The sequence below is a fragment of the Bradyrhizobium sp. SZCCHNS3016 genome, assembly GCF_032484535.1.
In the GTDB taxonomy this organism is placed as follows: Bacteria; Pseudomonadota; Alphaproteobacteria; order Rhizobiales; family Xanthobacteraceae; genus Bradyrhizobium.
Genome location: NZ_JAUETE010000015.1, coordinates 137,096 through 160,996 on the forward strand (window position 1 = coordinate 137,096; position 23,901 = coordinate 160,996).

The 23,901-nt window shown below is 65.5% G+C and carries 22 protein-coding genes and 1 pseudogene; 17 read left to right on the top strand and 6 right to left on the bottom strand.

What is annotated here, in order from left to right:
• Positions 1 to 4: 4 nt before the first annotated feature.
• Positions 5 to 193: pseudogene (locus tag QW881_RS25875) on the bottom strand (carbon-nitrogen hydrolase family protein); the annotation flags it as partial.
• Between the two features lie 44 nt (positions 194 to 237).
• Positions 238 to 1,134: a GNAT family N-acetyltransferase gene (locus QW881_RS25880; protein ID WP_315753770.1), complete on the bottom strand. Its 897-nt coding sequence runs from the start codon at positions 1,132 to 1,134 to the stop codon at positions 238 to 240.
• 238 nt (positions 1,135 to 1,372) lie between these two features.
• Here QW881_RS25880 and QW881_RS25885 point away from each other — a divergent pair, with 238 nt between their 5' ends.
• Entirely contained in the window at positions 1,373 to 2,296 is a 924-nt protein-coding gene (locus tag QW881_RS25885) for a glyoxylate/hydroxypyruvate reductase A (protein WP_315753768.1), read from the top strand.
• A gap of 22 nt (positions 2,297 to 2,318) precedes the next feature.
• Here the strand turns inward: QW881_RS25885 and QW881_RS25890 are convergent, their stop codons facing one another.
• Together QW881_RS25890 and QW881_RS25895 are read right to left on the bottom strand one after the other, a co-directional pair.
• On the bottom strand, positions 2,319 to 3,593 hold the full coding sequence (locus QW881_RS25890) for an FAD-binding oxidoreductase (protein ID WP_315753766.1): 1,275 nt from the start codon (positions 3,591 to 3,593) through the stop codon (positions 2,319 to 2,321).
• Positions 3,594 to 3,607: 14 nt separating this feature from the next.
• A complete protein-coding gene (locus tag QW881_RS25895) occupies positions 3,608 to 4,276 on the bottom strand; it encodes a haloacid dehalogenase type II (protein ID WP_315753764.1) in 669 nt (222 codons plus the stop codon).
• A gap of 169 nt (positions 4,277 to 4,445) precedes the next feature.
• Between QW881_RS25895 and QW881_RS25900 the strand changes: the two genes are divergently transcribed.
• The 7 genes from QW881_RS25900 (at position 4,446) to QW881_RS25930 (ending at position 12,758) form a co-directional block, all read left to right on the top strand.
• Positions 4,446 to 5,288, top strand: a complete 843-nt coding sequence (locus QW881_RS25900) for a GNAT family N-acetyltransferase (RefSeq protein WP_315753762.1) — start codon at positions 4,446 to 4,448, stop codon at positions 5,286 to 5,288.
• A gap of 13 nt (positions 5,289 to 5,301) precedes the next feature.
• A complete protein-coding gene (locus QW881_RS25905) occupies positions 5,302 to 6,678 on the top strand; it encodes an aspartate aminotransferase family protein (RefSeq protein WP_315753760.1) in 1,377 nt (458 codons plus the stop codon).
• Positions 6,679 to 6,845: 167 nt separating this feature from the next.
• Positions 6,846 to 7,559, top strand: a complete 714-nt coding sequence (locus tag QW881_RS25910) for an HAD-IA family hydrolase (RefSeq protein WP_315753758.1) — start codon at positions 6,846 to 6,848, stop codon at positions 7,557 to 7,559.
• A gap of 48 nt (positions 7,560 to 7,607) precedes the next feature.
• Positions 7,608 to 9,215, top strand: coding sequence for an ABC transporter substrate-binding protein (locus tag QW881_RS25915; RefSeq protein ID WP_315753756.1), 1,608 nt, complete (start codon positions 7,608 to 7,610; stop codon positions 9,213 to 9,215).
• An 85-nt stretch (positions 9,216 to 9,300) separates the two neighbouring features.
• A complete protein-coding gene (locus QW881_RS25920; protein WP_315753754.1) occupies positions 9,301 to 10,251 on the top strand; it encodes an ABC transporter permease in 951 nt (316 codons plus the stop codon).
• On the top strand, positions 10,248 to 11,102 hold the full coding sequence (locus QW881_RS25925) for an ABC transporter permease (RefSeq protein WP_315753752.1): 855 nt from the start codon (positions 10,248 to 10,250) through the stop codon (positions 11,100 to 11,102). Before QW881_RS25920 ends, QW881_RS25925 begins: the two co-directional genes overlap by 4 nt.
• Positions 11,103 to 12,758 (top strand): ABC transporter ATP-binding protein, encoded by a 1,656-nt coding sequence (locus QW881_RS25930; protein WP_315753750.1) that lies wholly within the window; start codon positions 11,103 to 11,105, stop codon positions 12,756 to 12,758.
• A 7-nt stretch (positions 12,759 to 12,765) separates the two neighbouring features.
• Here QW881_RS25930 and QW881_RS25935 read toward each other — a convergent pair whose 3' ends face one another.
• Positions 12,766 to 13,242 carry an Lrp/AsnC family transcriptional regulator gene (locus QW881_RS25935; RefSeq protein ID WP_315753748.1) on the bottom strand — a complete coding sequence of 159 codons (477 nt, stop codon included), beginning with the start codon at positions 13,240 to 13,242 and terminating at the stop codon, positions 12,766 to 12,768.
• Positions 13,243 to 13,483: 241 nt separating this feature from the next.
• Between QW881_RS25935 and QW881_RS25940 the strand changes: the two genes are divergently transcribed.
• Together QW881_RS25940 and QW881_RS25945 are read left to right on the top strand one after the other, a co-directional pair.
• On the top strand, positions 13,484 to 14,809 hold the full coding sequence (locus QW881_RS25940; protein ID WP_315753746.1) for an FAD-binding oxidoreductase: 1,326 nt from the start codon (positions 13,484 to 13,486) through the stop codon (positions 14,807 to 14,809).
• 520 nt (positions 14,810 to 15,329) lie between these two features.
• Entirely contained in the window at positions 15,330 to 16,313 is a 984-nt protein-coding gene (locus tag QW881_RS25945; protein ID WP_315753744.1) for a transporter, read from the top strand.
• Between the two features lie 77 nt (positions 16,314 to 16,390).
• Here QW881_RS25945 and QW881_RS25950 read toward each other — a convergent pair whose 3' ends face one another.
• A complete protein-coding gene (locus tag QW881_RS25950; protein ID WP_315753742.1) occupies positions 16,391 to 17,299 on the bottom strand; it encodes a LysR family transcriptional regulator in 909 nt (302 codons plus the stop codon).
• A gap of 148 nt (positions 17,300 to 17,447) precedes the next feature.
• Here QW881_RS25950 and QW881_RS25955 point away from each other — a divergent pair, with 148 nt between their 5' ends.
• Genes QW881_RS25955 through QW881_RS25985 form a run of 7 tightly spaced genes read left to right on the top strand, consistent with a single transcriptional unit; the run spans position 17,448 to position 23,898 of the window.
• Entirely contained in the window at positions 17,448 to 18,605 is a 1,158-nt protein-coding gene (locus QW881_RS25955) for an alpha/beta hydrolase family protein (RefSeq protein ID WP_315753740.1), read from the top strand.
• A gap of 23 nt (positions 18,606 to 18,628) precedes the next feature.
• Positions 18,629 to 19,582 (top strand): VOC family protein, encoded by a 954-nt coding sequence (locus tag QW881_RS25960; RefSeq protein ID WP_315753738.1) that lies wholly within the window; start codon positions 18,629 to 18,631, stop codon positions 19,580 to 19,582.
• On the top strand, positions 19,566 to 19,928 hold the full coding sequence (locus QW881_RS25965; protein WP_315753735.1) for a Rieske (2Fe-2S) protein: 363 nt from the start codon (positions 19,566 to 19,568) through the stop codon (positions 19,926 to 19,928). The genes QW881_RS25960 and QW881_RS25965 overlap by 17 nt, the downstream gene beginning before the upstream one ends.
• 39 nt (positions 19,929 to 19,967) lie before the next feature.
• A complete protein-coding gene (locus tag QW881_RS25970; protein WP_315753733.1) occupies positions 19,968 to 21,098 on the top strand; it encodes an FAD-dependent oxidoreductase in 1,131 nt (376 codons plus the stop codon).
• Positions 21,099 to 21,147: 49 nt separating this feature from the next.
• Complete coding sequence (locus tag QW881_RS25975) at positions 21,148 to 22,305, top strand: MFS transporter (RefSeq protein WP_315753973.1); 1,158 nt, start codon at positions 21,148 to 21,150, stop codon at positions 22,303 to 22,305.
• Positions 22,306 to 22,321: 16 nt separating this feature from the next.
• Positions 22,322 to 22,897, top strand: a complete 576-nt coding sequence (locus tag QW881_RS25980; RefSeq protein WP_315753731.1) for a cupin domain-containing protein — start codon at positions 22,322 to 22,324, stop codon at positions 22,895 to 22,897.
• Positions 22,897 to 23,898, top strand: a complete 1,002-nt coding sequence (locus QW881_RS25985) for a fumarylacetoacetate hydrolase family protein (protein WP_315753729.1) — start codon at positions 22,897 to 22,899, stop codon at positions 23,896 to 23,898. The genes QW881_RS25980 and QW881_RS25985 overlap by 1 nt, the downstream gene beginning before the upstream one ends.
• The last annotated feature ends 3 nt before the right edge of the window (positions 23,899 to 23,901 follow it).

Here is a 23,901-nt window from a genome sequence, read left to right on the forward strand (position 1 = left end):
CGCCTGCTTCCCAGTCAGCCCTTCCAGTTCGTTCGGCTTCAGCCGCATGCGAGATGACGGCACAGGGCGCAAGCACGACGAACGATCCTTCGACTGCCGAGACCTTGCTGACCGCATTGTTCGTTTCCCAACCCAGCGCATCCGCGAAGGGTGAAGCCGACCACGCGGCCACGTGAACCTGCTCGCTCCGAGCCTACATCGCGAATTTTGTGGGCTTTCGTCCAAGAATCTCGAAGGTTAGCCGAAGGCCTGACTGACTACCGCGTAGCTTGCCGGCGCGCCATCGGCGCGCAAGTGTGCACCCTTCACGTCGCTCCTCAGCGACATCGTAGTGACGGCATCAAAGAGAGTAAGTCCCGCTCGGGCGAGAAAATCGCGGAACTCTCCGCTGGTCCGGTGGGTGTCCAGCCTGAGAAACTGTCCGGCATTTGCAGCCACGTGCTGCTCGATCACCGCGATCGCGTCGCCGTCGCAGGATGCCACGACCGGTCCGACGACATGTCCGCGTCCAAATTGACGGCAGGACGCGAATGCGTCGAGCCGTCCAGATCTAAACAGGCCATAGTTGCGGGAGTGTCGAAACAGCTCCGTGATCAGCGTCGTTCGCTGCACGCCATAGGCTTGTGCGTCGAGATCGATCAGGGCCGGCAACTCCGCCTCGGTCAGCACGCGAATGCCTGCCGCTTCTGCGGACCTTGCGTCCCCGGCATTCGCCACTCCCTGGCATTGAAACAACGTCTGCTCCCGCTTGAAATCGAGCGAGCGATAGAGCCGATAGGCCGCGCGCGTGGCGTTGAGGCGCAGCGTGCGACTCCCGCATTCTGCCATCACGCGCCTCATCAGCCATTGGCCGGTGCCGAGTGCCTGCAGGCGTGGCGAGGTGATGACCATCCCGACGGCAGCAAATCCATCGCTGTAGGGAAACCACATTGCCGATCCCAGGGCGCGACCGATTTCATCGAGCGCGACGACGCCGCGTCCGATGTTGCGCATGAATTGCCAATCCTCCGCGCGGTGCGGCCACTGGACTGCGATCGACAAGGCGAGCAGCTGCGCGAGGTCGACGCTGTCAATATCCACGAGACGCATCTCGAACACATCGACGATGCGCGACTCGACGGCCGGATCTTCCATCCCCGCTTTCCCTATCGATTGCTCGTTCTGGCGGCCCGCGTCGCGCTGCCTCAATCCGGGTCGATGCGAGCATGGAGCCGTCCTGCCAGCATATCAGCGCTTTTGCCACCAAATCGCGCAACATTCTGCTCAATCCTGCTCGCATTCAGCATGGAACACAGGTCGCCTCGGCTATGATTGCGCAATGTAGGCTGGCGAACCCTACGTGTTGAGCCCGATCAGCCGCTCAGATGGCCGCATGACGTTCCTGTTCAACTCCGATGCGCAGCGTGGCGAAATCTTCCGCAAGGTGCTCGCCCGCGAACTGCCCGATCTGCCGTTCGCAATCAACCCGGCGGAGGTCGATCCCGAGGTTGTCCGCTACATGATCACTTGGCTCGTTCCGCCGGATCTCAGGGTGTATCGCAATCTCGAGGTCCTGTTCTCGATAGGGGCCGGCATAGACCAGTTCAACGCCGCCGCGGTGCCTGCCCACGTCAAGATCGTCCGCATGGTAGAGGACGGGATCGCGAGGATGATGCAGGAATACGTTGCGCTCGCTGTCTTGGCGCTGCATCGGAACTGGCCCATCTACCTCGATCAGCAGCGACAGCAGCAATGGCGCGCGGTCGCGCAACCCCAGGCGCATGACCGGCGCATCGGCGTACTCGGCTTGGGCCTGCTGGGGCAGGCGGTGCTGGAGCGGCTGAAAACATTCGGCTTTCCGCTGTCGGGCTGGAGCCGTAGTCCGCGCGCGATCGACGGCGTGACCACGCATCATGGTGCCGACGGTCTCGACCGGTTGCTGACAACGACCGACATCCTGATCTGTCTGCTGCCTCTGACGGACGAGACGCGCGGCCTGCTGGACGCGCAGCTGCTTGCCAGGCTGCCGCAAGGGGCCGCGTTGGTGCAGACCGGCCGCGGCGCGCAGCTCGACCAGGCGGCGCTGCTTGCGGCGCTGGACAGCGGACACTTGTCCGGCGCCGTGCTTGATGTCACCGATCCGGAGCCGCTGCCCGCCGATCATCCGCTGTGGCGGCACCCGCGGGTGCTGATCACGCCGCATGTCGCCAGCGTCACGCAGCCGGAGACGGCCGCGCTGGCCGTGGCCGAAAACATCAAGCGGCACCGCGCCGGGCTCGATCCGATCGGTCTCGTCGACCGCAGTCGCGGCTACTGATGACCGGCTTTCCGCCACGGGCTCAGCGGATCCAGTCCAAGGTCTTGTAGTACGCGCCGACGAACGGCAGGAACCAGGGCTTGCCGAAATGGCCGGGCACGACCGGCCAGCTGGCATCCCTCATCGGGTTGCGGTCGGGACGGCCGAGCATCGCGTCGGCCATGATCGTGCCGAGATGGGTCGAGAGCTGCGCGCCGTGGCCTGAATAGCCCATCGCGTACCACAGCCCGTCCTGGCGGCCGGCGCGCGGATAACGATCGGCGGTCATGTCGACGAGGCCGCCCCAGCAATAGTCGATCTCAACGCCAGCGAGTTGCGGGAACATCCGTAGCATCGCTGCCTGCAGGATCGCGCCGCTCTTGGCATCCGACTGCTGATCGGATGTCGCCGAGAACCGCGCACGGCCGCCGAAGATCAGGCGGTTGTCCGGCGACAGGCGGAAGTAGTTGCCAATATTCATCGAGTTGACATAGGTGCGATGGCCCGGCAGCGCCGATGCCGCTTCTGCCTCCGTCAGCGGCCGCGTCGCGATGATGAAGCTGCCAACGGCGATGATGCGGCGGCGGAAATAGTTGAAGGTCAATGGCGTGTAGGCGCCGGTGGCCAGCAGCACCTGATCTGCGTGCACCGTTCCCTTGGACGTGGTCAGACGGAAACCCTTGGCCTCCTGCACCCGTTCGGTCACGGCCGCCTGTTCGACGATGATGGCGCCGCGGCGGCTTGCGGCCGCGGCAAGGCCCGCTGTGAAGCGGCCCATATGCATCATCGCGCTCTTCTTGAACAGCATACCGCCGTAGAAGGGCGAGCCGATCTCCGCTTTCAGATCTGCAGCCGAGAGCAGGGCCGTATCCGGATCGACCTCGCGGTTGATGGCTTCGAAGTTCCTGGCGATGCCATCGAGATGTCCGGGCTTCGAGGCGAGCTTGAGCTTGCCACAGCGCCGGAAATCGCAGGCGATGTTCTCCTCCGCGATCAGGCGCTCCAGCGTGTCGATCGAGTCGTCGAACGCCTTGTAGAGAGCGATGGCGCGCTCGGTGCCGAGCTCTGTCTTCGCAACCAGGAAGCTGTGCGCCAGCCCGTTGTTGAGATGCCCGCCATTGCGTCCGGACGCGCCCGAGCCGACAGCATCGGCTTCGAGCACGATGACCTTGGCACCGGCCTTGGCGAGCTGCAGCGCCGCGCCGAGCCCGGTGAAGCCGGCGCCGATCACGGCGACGTCGTACTGCCCCTCCACGGGCCCGGTGTGGCCGCCGGCAAATGCGGTCGCAGTGTCGCGCCAGTAGGAGACATATTTCATCGCGGGCGCTCTGCTTAGAGACCAAACACGGCGGGCAGGCCGGAGATGTCCTTGATCTCGGTGTAGCCGTAGTAGGGATTGGCCGGCTCGTGGCCGCGGTTGACCCAGACCTTGCTCTTGATGCCAAGGTCGTGCGCGGTCATCAGATCATAGCGGAACGAGGAGGAGCAGTGCGTGATGTCCTCCGGGCCGCAGCCGAGCATGTCGAACATGTACTCGAAGGCGCGCATCCGCGGCTTGTAGGCCTGCGCCTGTTCCGCGGTGAACACGGCATGGAACGGTGCGCCGAGCTTGGCGACGTTCGAGGGGATCTGCGCATTCATGGCGTTGGAGAGAATGACCAGCGGGATCTCCTTGGCTACCTTGGCGAGGCCCGCCGGCACATCCGGATGCGGCCCCCAGGTCGGTACGCGCTGATACACGATCTCGGCATCCTCCGGCTTGAAGGGGATGCCGATCCTGCGGCAGCTGCGCGCCAGCGCATTGCTGACGACCTCGGCATAGGGCTTCCACGCACCGAGGATCTCGTCGAGGCGATAGGCCGAGAAGACGCTGACGAACTCGGTCATGGCCGGCTCGGAGAGAATTGCGCTGTAGAGATCGCGCGCGGCCTCGGCCATCTCGAAATTGATCAGCGTGCCGTAGCAGTCGAAGGTCACATATTTCGGGCGAAAGCGGCTCATGGATCCTCATGCCGGTCATGGTCTCGGCCTTTGATGATAGGCGGGCGTGCCAGCATAAGATGCGGCTTTGCCCCGCTTCTGCGGCGGAAGATGTTGTCGGCCGCAGCGCCTTCAGCCGATCTGCCGGGTGCCGCTCGCCCAGACTCGCCCTGGAATTGGAGAGCAGGACATGACTTCCGACGCCGCGAGCTTCGTCGCTTTCGGCCCCGAACATCTCGAGCCTGCGACGCGGCTGTCGCTGCAGGCCGGCTGGCCGCATCGCCGCGAGGATTGGCAGATGGCGCTTGCCCTGAGCAAAGGCCGCGTGGCCATCGCGGCAGACGCGCGCGTGATCGGCACCGTGCTGATGACGCCCTATGGCGCCACTGCGGGCACCATCAACATGGTCATCGTCGATGAAGCCGAGCGCGGGCAGGGGCTGGGCCGGCGCCTGATGCAGCAGGCGCGGATGCTTGCGGGCGACCGGTGCTTGCAGCTCGTCGCGACCGCGGATGGGCTGCCGCTCTATGAGAAGCTCGGCTTCCGCAGGACAAGCGAGATCGTGCAGCATCAGGGCCATCTCGCGCATTCGGTGGCGCAGTGCGACGCCGTGCGCGCGGCCACGCCAAATGACATCACCGCCATCAGCGCCCTCGACGCCGCGGCCTTCGGTGCCGACCGCAGCGCTCTGATCGCCCATGTCGCATCGATCGGCGAGTTCGCGGTGCTTGAAAGACAGGCCCGGACGGCTGGCTTTGCCGCGCTGCGCCGGTTCGGCCGCGGCCTCGTGGTCGGCCCTGTCGTCGCCGCCGATCTCGACGACGCGAAGGCACTCGTCGCGCATTTTCTGGCGGGACGCGAGGGCGAATTCATCCGTGTCGACACCGGCCTCGCGAGCGGCCTCGCGCCGTGGCTAAGCAGCCTTGGCCTCGCTCATGTTGGCGGCGGCATCGTCATGCATCGGCCCGCCGCGAAGAACACGACGCGGCCGTCCCCGAGATCATTTGCATTGGCCAGCCAGGCGTTCGGCTGAACCGGAGATCATCATGCTCAGCAACTCGCTCATCGAACTCGATCGCGCCCATCTGGTGCATCCGGTTGCGTCCTATCGCGGACACGAGGCCTCCGGCGCGCGCGTCCTGGCCTCGGCCAAGGGCGCTGTTGTCACCGATGCCTCCGGCCATCAGCTCGTCGACGGCTTCGCCGGGCTGTGGTGCGTCAATGCCGGCTATGGTCATGAAAGCATCGTCGAGGCGGCTGCAAAGCAGATGCGCGAGCTGCCTTACGCCACCGGCTATTTCAGCCTCGCTTCGGAGCCCGCCATCCGCCTCGCGGCGGCGCTGGCCGAGCGCGCTCCCGGTGATCTCAACCACGTCTACTTCACGCTCGGCGGCTCGGACGCCGTCGACAGCACGGTGCGCTTCATCCATTACTACTGGCACGTGAAGGGACAGCCGCAGCGCGACCAGTTCATCACCCTGCAGCAAGGCTATCACGGCTCCTCGACCGTCGGCGCCGGACTGACCGCGCTGCCGGCCTTCCACGCCAATTTCGGCGTGCCGCTCAACTGGCAGCACAAGATCCCGTCGCATTACGCTTACCGCAATCCGGTCGGCAGCAACGCCGATGCGATCATTGCGGCATCGCTCGCCGCGCTCGAAGCCAAGATCGCCGAAGTGGGTGGCCCGGAGCGGGTCGCGGCGTTCTACGCCGAGCCGATCCAGGGCTCGGGCGGCGTGCTCGTGCCGCCGGACGGCTGGATGAAGGCGATGCGCGAGCGCTGCCGGCAGCACGGCATCCTGTTCGTCGCCGACGAGGTGATCACCGGCTTCGGCCGCACCGGACCGCTGTTCGCCTGCACCGACGACGAGATCGTCCCGGACCTCATGACGGTAGCCAAGGGCCTCACCTCGGGCTACGTGCCGATGGGCGCGGTGCTGATGTCCGATCATGTCTATGGCGTGATCGCTGACGGAGCAGGGACGGCGGCCGTGGGGCACGGCTATACCTATTCGGCCCATCCGGTGAGCGCAGCCGTCGGTCTTGCCGTGCTCGATCTCTATGAGAACGGACTGTTGGAAAACGGCCGGCGCGCCGGCGCGCGGCTGATGGCGGGCCTGCGCGCGTTGCAGGATCATCCGCTGGTGGGCGAGGTCCGCGGCCGCGGCCTTTTGGCCGCGATCGAGCTCGTGATCGACAAGGAGAAGAAGACGCCACTGCCGGCGAGCGCCGAGCCCTCGCGCCGCATTTTCGATCGGGCCTGGGCCAATGGGCTCGTCATTCGTGCCTTCCCCACCGGGGTGCTCGGCTACGCCCCGCCGCTGTGCTGCAGCGATTCCGATATCGACGCCATCATCGAACGGACGGCGCGAACGCTCGACCAGACCCTGGCCGACCCGGACGTCCGCCAGGCCATGCCGTGAAAGCGGGCACGGGCAGACCGCTGCATGTGCAGCAACGCCGATATGTCGGCGCCTGCTCCTATTCGCAATTTTGTGCCGTCGTGTCCCTGCAATTCGGAAGTTTTCGCCGGAACCCGGCTTCACACTAGGACCGTCACATACGAACACCGCGCACCAGGAAGAGTAGGATGGATCTCGCCCAATTCAGGTATCTGACCTTCGATGTGGTCGGCACACTGATCGACTTCGAAGGCGGGATCGTCACCAGACTGGGCGAGATCGCTGCGGAAGCGAACAAGGTCATCGATGGTGAGCAGGCGCTCAGCCTGTATCGCGCTGCACGCTACGCCGCCGACGCGGACCGTTTCCCCGATGACCTCGTGCGCGTCTATGACATCATTGCACCGCAGCTCGGACTGCCCAGGCAGACTGCGCTCGGTGAGCGCTTCCGGGATTCCGCTGCGCGCTGGAAGGCGTTTCCCGACAGTGCATCGGCCATGGCGCGCCTCGGCAAGCGCTACAAGCTGATCGCCATGACCAACGCGCGTCGCTGGGCGCTGGATCATTTCGAGCGCGAGCTGGGCTCGCCGTTCTATGCGACCTTCACCGTCGACGACACCGGGACGGAGAAGCCGGATCCCGCCTTCTTCACCCAGGTCTTCGATTTCGTCGAGCGCGACGGCGGCACCACGTCGCAGATCCTGCATGTCGCGCAGAGCCAGTATCATGACATTGGCATCTCCCGGCAGCTCGGCATCACCAATTGCTGGATCGAGCGGCGCCACGACAGGCAGGGGTATGGCGGCACGATCGAGCCCGCGTCCGTGACGAAGCCCGATTTTCATTTCCACTCGATGGCCGAGCTGGCCGACGCGGTGGACCATGTGCCTGCGACATCATGAGCTGCTGACAACTTCATTCTGCCGGGTCGCAAACAGGGGAGGGATGACATGAGCGACGGGATCACCAACTGGACTGCGAGTGACGATGTGCTGGTCGAGGCGGCGATCCGGCGTGGCGCGTCGCGCCGGGACCTCCTGAAGATGATGTTCGCCAATGGCGTCGCGCTCGCTGCCGGCAGCACCACCCTGGGCCGCGCCGAGCGCGCCTACGCGGCCACGCCGAAGAAGGGCGGGTCGATCAAGGCGGCAGGATGGTCGACCTCGACCGCAGATACGCTCGATCCGGCCAAAGCCTCGTTCTCGACCGACTATGTCCGCTGCTGCTCGTTCTACAATCGGCTGACCACGCTCGACAAGAACGGCGCGGCGCAGATGGAGCTCGCCGAAGCGATCGAGTCCCAGGACGCGCAGACCTGGACCGTGAAGCTCAAGAAGGGCGTCATCTTCCACGATGGCAAACCGCTGACGGCAGATGACGTGGTGTTCTCGCTGAAGCGGCATCTCGACAAGGCCACCGGCTCCAAGGTCGCCAAGATCGCGGCGCAGATGACCGGCTTCAAGGCCGTCGACAAGACCACCGTCGAGATCACCCTGGCGAGCCCGAACGCCGACCTGCCGATGATCCTCGCGCTGCATCACTTCATGATCGTGGCCGACGGCACCACCGATTTCTCCAAGGGCAACGGCACCGGCGCCTTCGTCCGCGAGGCCTTCGAGCCCGGCGTCCGCTCCGTCGGCGTCCGCAACAAGAACTATTTCAAGGACGGCCCGTATCTCGACCAGATCGAGTTCATCGCGATCACCGAGGAGAATGCGCGCGTCAATGCGCTGCTGTCCGGCGACATTCAGCTCGCGGCCAGCATCAATCCGCGCTCGCTCCGGCTCATCGAGGGCAAGGAGGGGATTGCGCTGTCGAAGTCGACGACCGGAAATTACACCGACCTCAACATTCGCCTCGACATGGCGCCGGGCAACAAGAAGGACTTCATCGAAGGCATGAAGCACCTCGTCAACCGCGAGCAGATCGTCAAGTCCGTGCTGCGTGGCTTTGGTGTCGTCGGCAACGACCAGCCGGTCTCTCCCGCCAACTTCTTCCACAATCCCGACCTGAAGCCGAAGCCGTTCGATCCCGAGAAGGCAAAGTCCCTTTTCCAGAAGGCCGGCGTGCTCGGCACGTCGATCCCGGTCGTGGCGTCGGAAGCCGCGAACTCCGCGATCGAGATGGCGATGGTGATCCAGGCCTCGGCCGCGGCGATCGGCCTGACGCTAGACGTGCAGCGTGTCCCGTCCGACGGCTATTGGGACAATTACTGGCTGAAGGCGCCGGTGCATTTCGGCAACATCAATCCGCGGCCGACGCCGGACATCCTGTTCTCGCTGCTCTACGCCTCCGAGGCGCCGTGGAACGAAAGCCGTTACAAGTCGGAGAAGTTCGACAAGATGATGCTCGAGGCGCGCGGCCTGCTCGACCAGGCCAAGCGCAAGCAGATGTATGCCGAGATGCAGGTGATGATCGCGGAGGAGGCGGGCACCATCATTCCGGCCTACATCTCAAATATCGACGCCACCTCGTCCAAGCTGAAGGGCTTGGAGCCGAGCCCGCTCGGCGGCATGATGGGATATGCCTTCGCTGAATATGTCTGGCTCGATTCGTGAATGTGGTCTGAGATGCGGGGCGCCGGTCGTTGAGGCCGGTGCCGCTGCGGCGACCATCCCCTGATCAGGCTCGCGGACGCCCAGTGTGAAACATCGGATCGCATCACTCGTTCTTGCCCGGCTGGCCATCGCGCTGGTCACCGCGATCATTGTTTCGTTCGTCGTCTTCTTCGCCACCGCGATGCTGCCGGGCGATACCGCGACCATCCTGCTCGGCCAGGCTGCTACGCCGGAAGCCGTCGAAGGCCTGCGCAAGGCGATGCATCTGGACGATCCCGCGATCTTCCGCTTCCTGCGCTGGCTCGCGGGTGTGCTCCGTGGCGATCTCGGCGTCTCCTATGCCAACAACATGCCGGTCGCGAAGCTGATCGGCGGACGGCTCGTCAATACCCTCAAGCTCGCTGGTCTCACCGCCATCATCTCGGTGCCGCTGGCGCTGACGCTCGGCATCACTGCGGCAATGCTGCGCGACACGCTGTATGACCGCTGCCTCACCATCGCGATCATCGGTGTCGTGTCGGTGCCGGAGTTCATGATCGCGACCCTCGCCGTGCTCCTGTTTGCCGTCTATCTCAACTGGCTTCCGGCGGTCTCCTTCACGAGCGAGATCCGTACCGCCTACGATTTCGCGCGCGCCTACGCGATGCCGGTCGTGACGCTCACCATCGTGATCTCGGCCCAGATGATCCGGATGAGCCGGGCGGCCGTGATCGAGACCCTGAACACGCCCTATATCGAAATGGCCCTCCTGAAGGGCGCCTCGCGCGGGAGGCTCGTGCTCCGCCACGCGCTGCCGAATGCGCTGGGGCCGATCGTGAATGCGGTGGCGCTGTCACTGTCCTATCTTTTGGGCGGCGTCATCATCGTCGAGACCGTCTTCAACTATCCCGGCGTCGCCAAGCTGATGGTCGATGCGGTGTCGACCCGCGATCTGCCGCTGATCCAGAGCTGCGCCATCATCTTCTGCTTCGGCTATTTGTTCCTGACCACCACGGCCGACATCATCGCCATCCTGTCCAATCCGAGGCTGCGATGACGAGCACCGCGAAACCCGCCGTCCGCAGTCCGCGATTTGGCTACCGCATCAATGCGGTCGGCGTGGCCGGGGCGCTGGTCGTGGCGTTCTGGATCGCGGTTGCGCTCGCTGCGCCCGCGATCATTCCGCATCCGATCGGCGACATCGTCGACACCGATTATTTTGGCCCCATGAGCCGCGAGCTGTGGCTCGGCTCGGACTATCTCGGCCGCGACATGGCCTCGCGCATCCTGATGGGAGCCCGCTACACGCTCGGCATTTCCATCGCTTCCGTCATCATCGCCGGCGCGGCCGGCGTCACGCTGGGCATGATCGCAGCGATCACCGGCGGCGCCGTCGACATGGTGCTGAGCCGTTTGCTCGATGCGCTGAACTCGATCCCGAGCAAGCTGTTCAGCCTGGTCGTCGTCGCGGCCGTGGGCTCGTCGATTCCGGTCCTGATCGTGACCATGGCGGTGATCTACATTCCCGGCGCATACCGCTTTGCCCGCGCGCTTGCGGTCAACATCAACACCATGGATTTCGTCGTGGTGGCCCGCATCCGCGGCGAGAGCCTGTTCTATCTGATCCGGGCGGAGATCCTGCCCAACATCATCGGTCCCGTGCTGGTCGATCTGGGTTTGCGCTTCGTCTTCATCGTGCTGCTGCTGTCGGGGCTGTCCTTCCTCGGCCTCGGCGTCAAGCCGCCCTATGCCGACTGGGGCGCGCTGGTGCGCGAGAACATCGGCGGGCTTCCGTATGGCGCGCCGGCCGTGATTGTCCCGTCGCTGGCGATTGCCAGCCTGACCATCGCCGTCAATCTCCTGATCGACAATCTGCCGACCAAGATCCGCGACCGGGAGCCATCCTAGATGACGAGCCTGGTGCAGATCCGGGGTCTTCGCGTCGAGGCGACCACGGATTCCGGCCGCACCATCGAGATCATCAGGGGCGTCGATCTCGACATCGCCGAGGGCGAGATCGTCGCACTGATCGGCGAGAGCGGCTCGGGCAAGACCACCATCGCCATGACCCTGATGGGCTATGCGCGCGCCGGCTGCAAGATCGTCGGCGGCTCGGTCGCATTCGACGGCGTCGACATGGTGGCGCTGTCCGAGAAGGACAGGGCGGCCGTGCGGGGCGCCAAGATCGCCTATGTGCCGCAGAGCGCCGCAGCGGCGTTCAATCCCGCGATCCGGATCATGGATCAGGTGATCGAGGTCGTGCGCATCCATGACGTGATGCCGCTGGAGGAGGCGCGCACCAAGGCGGTGGCGCTGTTCCGGGCGCTGTCGCTGCCCAACCCCGACACGATCGGCGATCGCTATCCGCACCAGGTGTCCGGCGGCCAGCTACAGCGGCTTGCTGCGGCGATGGCGCTGATCGCAAGCCCGAAGGTCCTGATCTTCGACGAGCCGACCACGGCGCTCGACGTCACCACCCAGGTGGAGGTGCTGCGCGCATTCAAGTCGGTGATCTCGGCGAACCGGATCGCCGGCATCTACGTGTCGCATGATCTCGCGGTCGTGGCACAGATCGCTGACCGCATCGTCGTGCTGAGGAATGGCGAGGTGCAGGAGACCGGCACGACCTCCGATATTCTCGAGCGCGCGCAACATCCATATACGCAGCAGTTGCTGGCCGCCGTCGCGCCGGATCATGAACCGCGACCTGAAGTATCCGCCACGACGCCCGAGGCGCTGCTCGAGGTCCACGAGGTGTCGGTCGGCTACGGTCCGCTGCGCTCGGACGGCCAGCCGGCGATCGTGGCCGTCGAGAATATCAGCCTGCGTGTGGCGCGTGGGCGCAATCTTGGCATCATCGGCGAATCCGGCTGCGGCAAGTCGACTCTCGCGCGCGCCATCGCGGGAATCCTGCCGCCCTTCGCCGGGGGCGTCGTGTTTGATGGCCGCGAGCTCGGGCGCAGCGCGCGAAACCGCAGTCCGGACCAGCTGCGCCAGGTTCAGATCGTGTTCCAGCATGCCGACACGGCGCTCAATCCGGCACATATGGTCGAGGACATTCTGGGCCGTCCGTTGAGTTTCTATCACGGCATGACGCGCAAGCAGCGCAACGCCCGCATCGATCAGTTGCTCGACATGGTCAAGCTGCCGCGCACCTTGCGGCTGCGCCGTCCGGCTGAACTCTCCGGCGGACAGAAGCAGCGCGTCAACTTTGCTCGTGCGCTCGCGGCCGATCCCAAGTTGATCGTGTGCGACGAGATCACCTCGGCGCTCGACACCGTCGTCGCCGCCGCGGTCATCGATCTCTTGAAGGAGCTGCAGAGCGAGCTCGATCTCGCTTATGTCTTCATCAGCCACGACCTGTCGGTGGTCGAGGCGATCTGCGACGACATCGTCGTGATGTATCGCGGCCGCAAGATCGAGCAGATCACGCCCGAGGCCATGGCGCGGCCGGAGCATCCGTATACACAGCTCCTGCTATCGTCGGTGCCAAAGCTCGATCCCGCCTGGCTCGACAATCTGCGGCAGGATCCCGAGCAGGTCCGCGAGTATTGCCAGCGCTGACCACGCCCTAGACCTCGAATAGGCTGGTCAGCGGCAGATAGGGCTTCACGATCGGCGACTTGAGCACGACGAAGCTGAAATATTTCTCGATGCCGATGTCCATGTCGGTCAGTCGCTCCATGATGGTCTGATATTCGCCGATCCCCGCGGTCACGAACTTCATCATGTAGTCGTAGCCGCCCGAGACGAGGTGGCACTCGATCACCTGGTCGATCTTCTCCACCGCGGCGAGAAAGCGGGCGAAGTCGATCTGGCGGTGGTTCTTCAGGGTGACCTCGGTGAAGACGGTCAATGTCTGGCCGAGCTTGGAGACGCAGATCTGCGCCGAATAGCCTTCGATGTAGCCTTCCGCCTGCAGCTTCTTCACCCGCATCAGGCAGGGGCTCGGCGACAGGTTGACCAGCTCGGCCAGCTCGACATTGGTGACGCGGCCGTTCTTCTGCAGCTCGTGCAGGATTTTGATGTCGATGCGATCGAGCTTCATGAAGCCGGGGTCCCGTGTGACGACGCGTGCGGGCCCCATTACAGCAGAAAATGCCGCCATTGGGCCATCGGAACTTCCGCAAAGCAAGAATGGGGCCGTGATCGTCAAAATTATGCAATGCAAAACAATGCACCGGCAGGGCAGTTGTCGGCAGAATCAAATGCCGTCCGGCCGTCAAATCCGGCTCCCGCCGTGCCGGATACCGCTCTAACCTGAGGCCGCCGAGAGCCGGAGAAAGTGCATGCCCGCACCATTGGTGCACGTCGAAACATCCTCCACTCTGCCCGAACGTGCAGATGCCGTGGTCATCGGCGGCGGCATCGTCGGCGTGTTCACGGCCTATGACCTCGCCCGCCGCGGGCTTTCGGTGGCCCTGATCGAAAAGGGCCGCATCGGCGCCGAGCAGTCGAGCCGCAACTGGGGTTGGTGCCGGCAGCAGAACCGCGATGCGCGCGAGCTGCCGATGGCGACCTTGAGCCTCGATCTGTGGGAGCGCTTCGCCGCCGAGAGCGGCGAGGCGACCGGCTTCTCGCGCTGTGGCCTGTTCTATCTCAGCAATGACGAGGCAGAACTCGCGGGCTGGGCGCGCTGGGGCGAGTTTGCGAAGACCGCCGGCGTCACCACGCATATGCTCGACAGCCGGCAGGCCACCCTGCGCGGCGCGGCCACCGGGCGCAGCTGGAAGGGCGGCGTATTCTCGCCGACCGACGGCACCGCCAGCCCCGCGGACGCCGCGCCCGCCGTGGCGCGCGCGATCCTGAAGCAGGGCGGCTCGGTGCACCAGATGTGCGCCGTGCGCGGTGTCGAGACCAGCGGCGGCCGGCTGTCGGCCGTTGTTACCGAGCGTGGTATCATCCGGACCAATCTCGGGGTGCTCTCGGCGGGCGCGTGGGCTTCGTCATTCTGCCGTCAGCTCGGTGTCGCGCTCCCCATTGCCTCGATTCGTGCCTCGGCGCTCGCGCTGTCTCCGTCCGCGGAGCCGCTGCTGCCCGCTCTGCACACCGCGGCCGTCTCGATTACCCGCCGCGGCGATGGCGGCCACACCCTCGCCATCAGTGGGCGGGGTCGCGTCGATCCGACCTTGCAGCAGCTGCGCTTCGCGCCCCAGTTCCTGCCGATGTTCGCCAAGCGCTGGCGCAGCCTGCTGCCGGGCGGGCTCGAAGGTCTGCGTTCCGGCCACGAGACGCTCGGCCGCTGGCGGCTCGATGAGCCGACGCCGATGGAGTACACCCGCATCCTCGATCCGAAGCCTGACCAGGCGACGATCCGCCTCACCCATGCGCGCGCGCTCGAACTGCTGCCGGCGTTGAAGCAGAGCGAGGTCAGGGCGACCTGGGCGAGCTACATCGACTCCACGCCGGACGGCGTGCCTGTGATCGGCGAGCTCGCCGCGCTGCCCGGCCTGATCGTTGCCGCCGGCTTCAGCGGCCACGGTTTCGGCATCGGACCCGGCGCCGGCCATCTCATCGCCGATCTCCTCACCGCTGCCACGCCGATCGTCGATCCCAAGCCCTATGCACCGGAGCGCTTCGCGCGCCACAGGGCGACGAAGGTCGCAGACTTCTGACGACCGGGTGTGATTATGCGAGCGTCAGCCAGAGATGACGTCAGCCGGCTGGGCCTCACCAGATCTCGATCGCTCCATGACCGGCGCGATGCGCGTCTTCACGATCGTCGCGTCCGAAGCCAAAGCATTCATGATCCAGATTTGATGCTGTTGCAGAACGCGTGAGCGGAGTTCAACCGGATCACACCACGTCCGCCCTACGTCAAAGTGCGCCAGAACGGCCGCATCGTCTCGGTTGCGGTGAGCGGGGGGGCGTCGATCCACAGATAGGGCCAGTCGCCCTCGATCGGGCGCGCGAGGAAAAGGATCGGCTTGGACCAGGAGGCGCACCCCGAAACGTCAGCGCCAGGCCGACATATCGACCCTGTAAATATCTCAGATTAAAACGATCAATTTTACGAATGATCCGGGATCGCTCATCAATAAGGCGATCGGCCGGGCGGGGGCGCGTCGCCACGAGAGCCGCTCGAAGGCAAGCTCGCTTCAAAAGAAAACGCGCCGCCAAGGGGGGGGGGAATTTATGACGAGAGGACTGAATCGGTCCGTTTCCGTCGCGTTGATTCTGGCCGGAATGATCCAGGGCGCGTGTGCCGCCGAGAACGCGGCGACGAACTATCCAGCGGGCTCGCCCGGCGTGTTCATTGCGTCGTTCCCGCCGATCCCCGGCCTGTTCGCGATCAGCCAGACCAGCTACACCAGCGCCAGTGGCCTGTACGATGGGCAGGGCAACAAGTTGCCGATCAACTTCAAGCTCTCTGCCGTGTCGGAGACGATGCGGTTTCTCGCCAGCTATCCCGGCGAATTTTTCGGGGCTCACGTCTATTCGCAGCTTGTAGTACCATTCGTCCACCTCGAAAGCACCAATCCCGGCGGATCGTTCCAGGCGAATGGCCTTGCAAACATCACCTTCTCGCCGATCATCCTGAGCTGGGCGTTGTCGCCCGTGCAGACCTTCACGGTCGGCCTCGACCTCATGCCCAACACGGGCACCTATTCGGCGCGGCAGCCGCTCAATGTCGGAACGAACTACACCACGATCTCGCCCGTTCTCGCCTATCGCTATGCCGATCCGAAGGGCTTCGAATTCGCCGTCTCGCCTCGTCTGCTGCTCAATGGCACCAACAACGACTCGGTCAACGCCTTCACGCAGCTGACCCAGCAGTACCGCAGCGGCGATGCGCTGATGGTCGACTTCAACGCCGGCTACAATATCGGCGCCTGGAAGCTCGGCGTGGTCGGTGGCTATACGCATCAGTATCAGGACGACAAGGTCAACGGCGTCAAGGCATTCAATTTCGCCGGGGTGCAGGACGGCAACCGGTTGCGCTCGCTCAACGCCGGCCCGTCGCTGACCTATAATGCTGGACCTTTTCAGATCAACGTGAACTACCAGCACACGTTCTACGTCGAGAACGGCAGCCGTGGCGATACGGTCTGGGCCAACCTGGCATTCCCGCTCTGGGTACCCGCGCCGCCGGCGGGGGCCGGACCGGTCAGGCGCTGATCGGCGCAGCCCGCGCGCCAACGACCAGCGGCCGGCGTCCTGCGCCGGCCGTTTTCATGAGCACTGGCCGACGGCGATCACCGCAACTCGGCCACGACCTCGTGCATCAGTTTGCGCAGCCACAGCAAGCCGGCGTCGTTGGAGCGATAGCGGTGCCACTGCACGCGCTGGCGCAGAACCGGCAGCGTGATCGGCAACTCGATGACCCGAATCGGCATGCTGCGCTGCGCGGCGGTGGCGAGCCGCCGGTGCACGGTGGCGATCCGGTTCGTGCCGACGACGAGATGCGGGATCGCGGTGAACGCGTAGACCGAGACGTCCTCGCTGCGGCTGGTGTTGCGCTGCTCCAGGTAAAAGGTTTCGAGCGATTGCGCCGCGATCGCTGGCCGCATCACGACGTGGGATGCGTTGGCGAAGTCGTGCCGCGATAGCTTGCCCCTGCCATACTTCCCCTTGCTCCAGGCGATGACGCAGAAATCGTCCTCGAAGATGACTTCGGACGGGTGCAGCTTGGAGCTGAACTCCTCCGGGATGATCAGCAGGTCGACATCGCCGCGCTCGAGCGCGCGCTCCGGCCGCTGCACCTGCTGTATGAAGTCGAAGCGGATCCTGGGCGCGAGGGCCTCGCTGCGCGCGAGCAGCCGAGGGATCAGCGTCACCAGCGTGTAGTCCGACGCCAGGATCTTGAAGCAGCGATCGGATTGAGCCGGATCGAATTGGGCAGACGACGCGATGGCCCAATCTACCCGCACCAGAAGGTCCCTGATCGAGTCCTTCAGCACCTCCGCCCGCGGCGTCAGCTCCATCTTGCGGCCGATCTTCACCAGCAACTCGTCGTCGAAATAGGTTCGCAGACGCAGCAAGGCGTTGCTCATGGCCGACTGCGTCATGTTCATGCGCGCGGCGGCGCCGCTGACGCTGCGCAGGTGCAGCAGATGGTCGAGCGCGACCAGCAGATTGAGATCGAACTTGTTGTTGAAGCGCATCGCCGGGTCCCCCGCTCGATGTATTCAGAAGATCAATGCGAACGATCTTGATAATCAATTTTTCGAAATGGTCAAACGGGGCTATGCCGGACCCCGGGAAGAAACGTCGAGGGGACGCGTGGCCGGTCCGCGTGTCGCGAGTGCAATCATGTTCAAGTATTTTCCGACCAACTACGTCTGGAATCTCTCGGTCGATCTCGCGATCGAGATGGGGGCCCGGATCGGCGAGATCGAGGAGATGTGCGCGCCGCTGCAGGAGGCGGCGCGGCAGCCCGATGCCAGCGGGACGCAGGCGTTTCGCGAGACCTGGGCGCGGATGGCGGACAAGCTCTGTGCGCTCGCCGCCGAGGACGAGGCGAAGGGACGGCTGCTGTCGGCCGGCGAGAAATATGGCCGCGCGGCGAGCTATCTCATCACCTGTGAGCGTCTGCAGGCCCACGATGCGCCGGGACGTCTGGCGCTGTACCGGAAGTGTCTCGATGTGTTCGCCAAGGGCATTGCGCTGGCGCGGGAGAACTGCGAGCGCGTCGAGATCCCCTATGAAGGCACCCACATCGCCGGTCTCATGGTCCGTGCGGAAGGCTGCGACGGGCCGGCGCCGCTGCTGGTGCAGGTCAACGGCCTGGATTCGACCAAGGAGATGAAATACCGCGTCGGCCTGCCGGCCTGGCTTGCCAGGCGCGGCGTGTCGTCTCTGGTGATCGACCAGCCCGGATCGGGCGAGGCGCTGCGGCTGCAGGGACTCACGGCACGTTACGACAGCGAGCACTGGGCCTCCCGCGTCGTCGACTGGCTGGAAACCCGCGGTGACGTCGACCCGAAGCGCATCGGTCTCGAAGGCGTCTCGCTCGGCGGCTATTACTGCCCACGCGCCGTCGCGTTCGAGCCGCGTTTCGCCTGCGGCGTCGCCTGGGGCGCCAATCATGATTGGCGCGACGTGCAGAAGAAGCGGCTGCAGAAGGAAGGCAATTTTCCGGTCCCGCATTATTGGGCGCATGTGCGCTGGGTGTGGGGCGCCAGGGATCAAGACGACTTCATGCAGATTGCCGAGCAGGTTCACCTCGACGGCATTCTCGACCGTATCAAGGTGCCGTTCCTGGTGACGCATGGCGAGAAGGACTCGCAGATTCCGCTGCATTGGGCCGAGCGGACCTATGAGCAGCTGGTCAATTCGCCCAGGCGCGAGCTGAAGATCTTCACCGCGCGTGAAGGCGGCGCCCAGCATGCGAGCTTCGACAACAGCATCAATGCCGGCCACTACATCGCGGACTGGGTGGCGGAGACGCTGGGCGCACGCATCGCCTGAGATCGGGCATCAAGGAGCGGATGATGAAGATCATTGGTTTGGAGAGCTTGGTATTCGGGGTCGACGACGTGAGAGGCGCGGCGCGCTTCCTCGTCGATTACGGGCTGACGCCCGTCGACGTGTCCGATCGTGGCGGCCGCTTCGAGGCGATCGACGGCACCGCCGTGGTGATCGCGCGGCAGGATGATCCGGCGCTGCCACCGGGACCCGTGCCGGGCTGCCGTCTGCGCAAGACGGTGATGGGCGTCGCCGACGAGGCGACGCTGGGGGCGATCACCGCCGAGCTGCGGCGCGACCGCGAGGTGCGCCGTTTCTCCGATGGCTCGCTCGAATCCATCGACGATTCCGGCTTCGTGATCGGCTTCCAACTGACGGCACGCCGGCCTTTCGTGCTGCCGGGCGAGATCTCGAATGCCCCGGGCGGCGTGGTGTTCCGGCCGATCAACAGTCTCGGCGTGCCGCCGCCGGGCAGCGTGATCCGTCCGCGATCGCTGTCGCACGTCGTCTATTTCGTGCCCGACGTGGTGAAGGCCGAGGCCTTCTACGTCAACCGGCTCGGCTTCCGCTGCACCGACCGCTTCACCGGGACCGGGCCGTTCCTGCAGCCCGGCGGCTCGCTCGACCACCACACCCATTTCCTGATCGGCGCGCCACCGCACATGCACGGCGTCGAGCACTTCACGTTCCACTTCGGCGGCCCGTCGGACATGATCACCAACGGCTATCGCTTCGTCGAGAAAGGCTATCAGGCGTTCTGGGGGCCGGGCCGTCACATCCTGGGATCGAACTGGTTCTGGTACTTCAACAGTCCGTTCGGCTGCCACATCGAGATGGACGCCGACATGGACCAGCATGATGCGAGCTGGCAGCCGCGCGAGGCGACGGCGTCGGCCGACAACTCGCAGGCCTTCCTGCTGAAGATGCGCAAGAAATGGTATCCCGGCCCCGGAATTCCCGAGAATGGCGACTACGCGTGAGGCGGGGCCGTCGCGATGGCTCCGGCTGTGTCGCGCCGATGAGATCGGCGAGGCGCAGTCGCGCGGCTTCGATCCCGACGATGAGGGGCAGGACAGCCTGTTCGTCGTGCGACGGCAAGGGCGGCTGCATGGCTGGCGCAATGCCTGTCCGCATATCAATGGTGCGCCGATGGCCTGGCGCAGGGATGCGTATCTCAACGCCGAGGGCACGCGCATCGTCTGTCACGCGCACGGCGCCGAGTTCATGCCCGACACCGGGTTGTGCGTGCAGGGGCCGTGCCGCGGTGAGCGGCTGAGCCGTCTCGAGCTCGTCGTCGTCGACGGCGAGCTGTTCGTGAAGTCATAACACGCTCGCAAGGGCGGACTGCAGAGGAGGGGAAGCACCATGGCAGTGGTGAGCAGGGTGCTGACGATCGGGGGCGGGTTTTCCGGCATGGCCGCGTCGATCCAGATGCGGAAGGCGGGCATCGACGTCGATCTCGTCGAGGTCGATCCGAACTGGCGGCCGGAAGGCGCCGGCATCACGGTCAGCGGGCCGACGTTGCGCGCGCTTGAGACGATCGGCGTGTTTGCGGAGTTCGCGCGGCGCGGCTACACGGCGGATGGCGTCGATCTGGTCACGCCATCCGGGCATCGGATCGGCGAGATCCCCACACCGAAGGCCGCAGGATCGGATGTACCCGGCGGCGGCGGAATCATGCGGCCCGAGCTCGGCCGCATCCTCGCCGATGCGACGCGCGCCGCCGGCGTCGGCGTGCGGGTCGGATGCACCTACACGCAGATCACGCAGCACGACGGCGATGTCGAGGTTGCCTTCACCGATGGCACGACAGGCCGCTACGATCTCGTCGTGGCCGCCGACGGCGTGCATTCGAAGACGCGGGCGCTGCTGTTTCCTGAGGTCAAGCCGCCGCAATATATCGGCCAGGTGGTGTGGCGCGCCGTGCTGCCGCGGCCGGCGGACATCGTGCGTCCGCGGATGTGGCTGGGCGGTGCGGTCAAGGCCGGCGTCAACCCGGTGTCGCCGAGCCACATGTATATGTTCGTGACGGAGGCGCGGCCGGAAAAGCTCCAGGCCGAGCGCGCGTCCTGGCCGCAACTGGTCGCGGACCTGCTGGCGCCGTTCAGTGATCCCGTGCTGGTGGCGCTGCGGGCGCATCTGTTCGCTCCCGACGCCGCCATCGACTATCGGCCGCTCGCCAACCTGCTGGTGCCGGCGCCGTGGAATCGCGGCCGCGTCATCCTGATCGGCGACACCGTGGCCGCGACCACGCCTCACCTCGCCTCCGGTGCGGGCATCGGCATCGAGAGCGGCATCGTGCTGGCCGAGGAGCTGGCTCGCGCGACGACCCTGCAGGAGGCGTTCGACCGCTTCCATGCGCGCCGCTGGGAGCGCTGCCGCATGGTGATCGAGAACTCCGCGCAGCTCTGCCGCATCGAGATGGAGAACGGCGACAAGGCGGAACACGCCAGGATCATGCGCGAGTCGATCGTCGGGCTGACGCAGCCGATCTGAGCCAACAACATCAACAAACAACATCATCAACGGGGAGGAAGCAATGACGGTGACGACGGAGACGTGGCGCGGACGCATCGCCCTGATGGTCGCGCATTGCGCCGGGATGGTCGATCTCGTCGCGCTGCCGGTCTGGGTGGGCGCGCTGATCGAGCGCTACAGGTTCAGCCCGCAGCAGGCGGGACTGCTGGCCACGCTGTTCCTGCTGGGCGCCGTGCTCAGCAGCCTGTTCTTCGCACCCCGCCTCAACCGCATGAACGCCCGGCTGGCGGCGGCTGCGGGCTATGCCGCGGCCGCGCTGGTGTTCCTGGCCGCGAGCCGGACATCGGAGTTTTCGCTGCTGGCGATCCTGCACACGCTGGGCGGCGCAACAGCGGCCTGCGGGCTGAGCTTCACCCACGGCACCATCGCACGCAGCGACAACCCGCACCGCCTGTTCGCCATCGTCGGGATGGCGCTCGGTGTGTTTGCGATTCTCTTTCTCGGCATGACGCCCAATCTCGTGGCGAGCTTCGGCGGCCAGGCCTTGTTCGTCGTGTTTGCCGGCGTGATGGCGGTCGCGGCGCTGGCGGCGGCGCTGTCATTTCCGAAGGGCGTGGTGCGCAGTGACGAGGATCTGATCGCCGAAGTCAGCCACCTGCCGCGCGCCGTCTGGTTCGGCATTGCCGGCATCAGCTGCATGGCGCTGACCCAGGCGATGCTGTTCAGCTTCATCGAGCGGATCGGGGCTGACCGCGGCTTCGGTGCTGACGCGGTGACGGGCGTGCTGATCGCGCTCGGCTTCGTGAACCTGCTGCCGGCGCCGCTTGCCGCGGTTCTGGAGCGGCGGCTGCCGGCGCGACACGTGCTGCTGGCGGGCCCGGTCTGCCAGGCGCTGATCGCCGTGATCATCACCTTCGGCTCCGGCTTCCTCACCTATGCGGTTCCGACCGCGATCTTTGCCGCGGTGATGATCTTCACCCACACCTTCGCGTTCGGGCTGCTGTCGCGCCTCGATCCCACCGCGCGGGCGCTCGCCGGCACGCCGGCGATGCTGATGATCGGTGCTGCGATCGGCCCCATCCTCGGCGGCACGCTTGTACAGCTGTTCGGCTATCCCGCGCTCGGGCTCGGCGCCGTCATCATCTCATCTGCCGCCGTCCTGATGTTCTCACGCGTGTTTGTCGCGCGCGGCGCGGCGTCCACCGCCTCTCTCGAAATCGCCTGACCAGGAGACGTCCCGCATGACCCTTCCGCAGATCCGCCGTGTCGTCACCGGCCATGACGCGCAGGGCGCCGCCGTGATCTCGTCCGACGGCGCCTTGCCGACCGTCACCGAGCTGGCGGCGATCCCCGGCACCTTCTTCCACGAGGTCTGGAGCACGCAGGCAACGCCGGCGCTGATCGACAACGGTCCCGATCCGACGATCGGGCCGCTGCGGCTGCCGCCGCCAACGCATGGCAGCCGCATCCGCTTCGTCGACATTCCGCCGGACACCGAGGACTTTCTCCGCAACGGCGCGACGCGCATGAATGCCGCGTTCAGCCAGATCGGCGACCCCCATGCCTCGACCGTGACGACGGAATCGCCGCATCCGCTGATGCATCGCACGGAGACCGTCGACTATGGCATCGTCATCTCCGGCGAGATTACTTTGGTGCTCGACAAGGGCACGGCGGATCTCAAGGAAGGCGACGTGGTGATTCAGCGCGGCACCAATCACGCCTGGGCCAATCGCAGCGACAAGCCGTGCCGGATGCTGTTCATCCTGGTCGACGGCAAGTTCGGTCCCGAAGCCAACCCGAGCAAGGCCAGCTGATGAAGCTCGCAACCTATCAGAACGGCAGTCCCGATGGCGGCCTCGTCATCATCTCCAGCGATCGGGCGCGCGCGCTCGATGCGAGCGCGGTCGCGCCGGATCTCCTCACGGCGCTGCGGAACTGGCAGCAGGCCGAGCCTGCGTTGCGCCGGCTCGCCGAGAGGCTCGAGGATGGATCGGCTGCCGATGTGATGGAGTTCGATCCCGCACGATGCCTCGCACCACTGCCGCGCGCGCCGCAATGGTGCGACGGCTCGGCCTTCCTCAATCACGGACGGCTGATGGACGTGGCCTTCGACAAGCCGCCGATCCCCGACTTCGACACCATCCCGGTGATGTACCAGGGCGCCAGCGACGATTTCCTCGGGCCGCAGGACGATGTTCCGTTCGTGACGGAGGTGGACGGCATCGACTTCGAGGGCGAGTTCGGCGTCGTCGTCGACGACGTCCCGATGGCCGTCTCCGTCGATACGGCCGCACAGCGCATCCGGCTGCTGGTGCAGATCAACGATTGGAGCCTGCGCGCGGTCGGCGCGCGCGAGGTTCGCACCGGCTTCGGCTTCCTGCAGGCGAAGCCCTCGACGAGCTTCGCGCCGATTGCCGTGACGCTGGACGAGGTTGGCGACGCCTGGCGCGACGGCCGGCTCGACATGGCCCTCCATGTCCACCGCAACGGCGAGCGGATCGGCGCGGCATCGGGCCGCGAGATGGCGTTCTCGTTTCCGCAATTGATCGCCCATGCCGCTCGGACGCGACGGTTGACGGCCGGCACGATCATCGGCTCGGGCACGGTCTCGAACGCCGATCGCGCCGCCGGATCGAGCTGCCTTGCCGAGGTCAGGGCGATCGAGATGATCGAGCACGGCGACGCGCGGACTTCGTTCCTGCGCTTCGGCGACGAGGTGACGATGCAGGCCTGCTTCGCCGACGGCCGGCCGGGTCCGTTCGGGCGCATCGCGCAGCGCGTGGTTCGTGCGGCTGACACCGATCAGCCGGATTGAACG